Consider the following 3,340-nt stretch of genomic DNA (forward strand, 5'->3'; position numbering starts at 1 on the left):
TTACCAGACTGCGGACGCCGAGACATCCCACCTCCTCATCATAGGAAAAGGCCAGATGCAGAGGCATGCTTAACGGTTGGGCGAGAAAGGCGGGAACAGCGGCCAGCACACAGGCAATAAAGCCCTTCATGTCGGTGCTGCCGCGCCCGTAGTACAGGCCATCGCGGAGGGTGAGCGCAAAAGGGGGGACAGTCCAGTGCTGGCCGTCAACCGGGACCACATCGGTATGGCCAGAGAGCATCACGCCACCCGGCCCCGGCGGCCCCAGGCGGGCGTAAAGATTGGCTTTTTTGCCGTCGTCATCGTAGAACAGCCGGCATTCAATGCCAAAACCGCTCAGAAAGCGGTTTATGTACTCAATCATCTCCAGATTGGATTCGCGACTGGTGGTATCAAAAGCCAGCAGCGTTGCCAGTATCGATTGCAGCTCATTATTCATCGCCCGGTACTCCGTAACTGGGGGCCTCCCGCGGGTCGAGCGCGCGCGTGATATAGGCCTGCATCTGCGGCTCATAGGCCTGCCAGAGCGCAGCCAGTTCGCCAATGGGATCGTCCTCGCTCCAGTCAATACGCAAATCCACCAGCGGCCAGGAATAGTCATCCACGACCTTGAGCGCCGCAGAGTGAACCGGACCGGCCTCACCGCCGCAGGCCAGACCGGCCTGCAGTGCAGCCAGCAACCGCAACGCCATTTCACCTTCGCTCTGCTGGAAACCGGCCACCATCGCCTCAATGACCGCCGTGCTGGCCAGCATATTTCCAGCGGCAATGCAGTTCTCTCCTTCGGCAACATGATAGATTCCGAGGGTTTTATCGCCACTGAACGCGGCAGTTTGTCCGTTGGCGTCGATGGCGATGATCTGTCGATAGCGGCTGAAATCATCCTCCGCCAGCGCCCTGCGCAACGCGATGTCCGGCGCCAGGCCCTGTTCTAGCTGCGCTAACGCCATCTGCCCCAGCGCCGGTAACGTGATGTTCTGACTGGATACCGCCCCCACCCCGGCCTGTAGCCAGGGACAACGGGCACCGACGGCAATACTGGAGGAGCTGAGCGCAATACCAAACTGCCCGCTTTCCGGGCAATATGCTGCGATAGAAAAAGTCATCGTCGTTCCTTACTTCACAAAATCATCGGGAATGACGGCAATCACATCGATCTCCATCAGCCATTGCGGCTGCGCCAGCGCTGAAATCACCAGCCCCGTGGAGATCGGGAAAACCCCCTTCAGCCATTTACCTACTTCCTGATACACCGGCTCACGATAACGTGGGTCAATGATATAGGTGGTGGTTTTCACGATGTGCGACAGGTCGCTTCCGGCTTCTTCCAAAAGCTGTTTGACGTTTTTCATCGCCTGCTCAGCCTGAGCCTGCGGGTCGCCCAAACCGACCAGGTTACCGGCAAAATCCGTTCCCACCTGACCGCGCACGTAGACGGTATTCCCGGCGCGAACCGCCTGGCATAAATCGTTATCCAGGCTCTGATTGGGGTAGGTTTCTTTGGTATTAAACATGCGAATACGGGTATGCGTTGGCATCTTTTTTATCCTGTTTAGCGGCGGGTGTTCAGCGCTGACCGGCAGCCTGGTACTGGCTGTACTTACGCTGAGTGGCAATATGGTCGGCAATGTGTTTCGCGTCATGCCAGACGCCCCAGATGAAGGTAGACCCCCGGCGCGACAGCCACGGCAATCCGAGGAAATAGACCCCGGGTTCGCTGGAGACGCCGCGTTGATGCTGCGGACGGTGTTGCTCATTAAACGCATTCACATTGAGCCAGCTGTAATCCACGGCGTAGCCGGTCGCCCAGATAATGGTGGTGATCCCCGCCTCCGCGAGATCCAGAGAGAGGATCGGCGAAGTCATGCACGACGGGTCCGGTAAAAACTCGCGGGCGGCAGGTTCTTCCGGCAGATCCAGGCCATTGGCCGCAATGTAGGCATCTGCGGCATCCAGCAGCGCCAGGTAGTTCTCATCCCCGCGACGAATGTTGTCGCACAGGTCCGCCTGAAAGGTCGCCGTGCCGGATTCAAAGGCTTTCGTCAGCCCGACCAGGGTGATGCCGCGGTGCGCCATCTCTCGAAAGTCCACGGTGTGCCCGCCATGGGCACCGCTGACAGCGATAGTGACATGTTCTTTCCCCGGCGCGCTGGCGGGGGCATCCCACATGCCGAGCACCCCTAACCACCAGCAGAAGTCCCGATTGCGATATGCGCGCGGCGGACGGTCGTGCGCACCGACGGATAAATAGACCTGCCGGCCGGCGCGCTGAAGCTCGTCGGCAATCTGCACACCGGAAGAGCCCGCGCCAACAACCAGTACGGCGCCTTCAGGAAGCTGCTGCGGATTGTAGTATTGGGCGGAATGGATTTGATGAATGTCGCTCTCTTTCGGCGCAATCGCTGGAATGACCGGTTTTTGAAACGGTCCGGTTGCGGCAACAATACGCTGGGCTTCAATGATGCCCTCGGTGGTCTCGATGGTAAAACCCGCGCGTCCGCTGTTGCGCACTGCGCTTTTGACTTCAACGCCGGTACGTACCGGTAGATTGAAGGCCCTGACGTAATCTTCAAAGTATTCCGCTACCTCGTCTTTAGGAATGAAGCTGTCGGGATTCCCCCCCTTAAATTCCATTCCCGGGAAACGGTCGTGCCACGCTGGACCATTCGCCACCAGCGAGTCCCAACGCCCGGTTCGCCAGGCTTCAGCAATGCGGTTTTTCTCGATAACCAGATGTGAGATCCCCAGCGTCGTCAGATGCTCACTCATGGCAATACCGGCCTGACCCCCGCCAACAATCAACGTATCAATGTTCGTTATTTCTACGGTCATAAATGTGTCCTTCGAATGGTGTTCAATCGCCAGGAATAAACCACTGCGCAGGATCGAGGTTAATAAACCGTAACAAGCAGGTAAATTATTATAAATTTAGAACCTGAGAATAAAATAGTGATGCAGAGTGCAGCACATTGAATCTACAAGGTAAAAACAACATTTCGCCACAAACCGGGAAAAAATATAATTAGCCAAAGGGCAAATTATGCAAGAAAAATAAATAGCAAGTTTTTCGGCATATAAAAAATATCGCCAGAGGCTCGTTTTTTTCTATTCATAAAGCCCGCTAGCGGCGAGCCATACTGCCCTTTCCCCTGGCTCGGCGGCCCGGAACGTTGCTCCGATTCGGGATTATCAGCGAAGGATGCGCCGATGCTCTCCATTATTTTCGCTATTGTCAATGAAGCACCGTTAACATCGCTTCGCATCATCGGTGAAATTCAGCATGAAAGACCAACGCCGGCGTTGATATACCTCATGAGCGGCCCAACGATCGGCTGTTGTT

The 3,340-nt window shown here is 56.3% G+C and carries 4 protein-coding genes; all 4 read right to left on the reverse strand.

Annotated features, from left to right (window positions below; all coding sequences use genetic code 11):
- The coding region (locus ACZAHD_RS22585; RefSeq protein ID WP_462458720.1) for a M20/M25/M40 family metallo-hydrolase at nt 1-439 on the reverse strand (439 nt) is incomplete at its 3' end.
- The gene (locus ACZAHD_RS22590) at nt 432-1,106 is read right to left on the reverse strand and encodes a DUF1028 domain-containing protein (RefSeq protein ID WP_462458721.1); all 675 of its coding nucleotides are present in this window, start codon (nt 1,104-1,106) and stop codon (nt 432-434) included. The genes ACZAHD_RS22590 and ACZAHD_RS22585, both read right to left, overlap by 8 nt.
- Nucleotides 1,107-1,115: 9 nt before the next feature.
- On the reverse strand, nt 1,116-1,538 hold the full coding sequence (locus tag ACZAHD_RS22595; protein WP_004867660.1) for a RidA family protein: 423 nt from the start codon (nt 1,536-1,538) through the stop codon (nt 1,116-1,118).
- Nucleotides 1,539-1,566: 28 nt separating this feature from the next.
- Complete coding sequence (locus ACZAHD_RS22600) at nt 1,567-2,832, reverse strand: flavin-containing monooxygenase (protein ID WP_462458722.1); 1,266 nt, start codon at nt 2,830-2,832, stop codon at nt 1,567-1,569.
- Nucleotides 2,833-3,340: the final 508 nt, after the last annotated feature.

This window comes from Raoultella sp. (assembly GCF_039594335.1).
Classification (GTDB): domain Bacteria; phylum Pseudomonadota; class Gammaproteobacteria; order Enterobacterales; family Enterobacteriaceae; genus Klebsiella.

What these genes read in the sequence shown, in the direction of transcription:
- ACZAHD_RS22590 (WP_462458721.1), bottom strand. Translation starts at nt 1,106, where the DNA reads ATGACTTTTTCTATCGCAGCATATTGCCCGGAAAGCGGGCAGTTTGGT.
- ACZAHD_RS22595 (WP_004867660.1), bottom strand. Translation starts at nt 1,538, where the DNA reads ATGCCAACGCATACCCGTATTCGCATGTTTAATACCAAAGAAACCTAC.
- ACZAHD_RS22600 (WP_462458722.1), bottom strand. Translation starts at nt 2,832, where the DNA reads ATGACCGTAGAAATAACGAACATTGATACGTTGATTGTTGGCGGGGGT.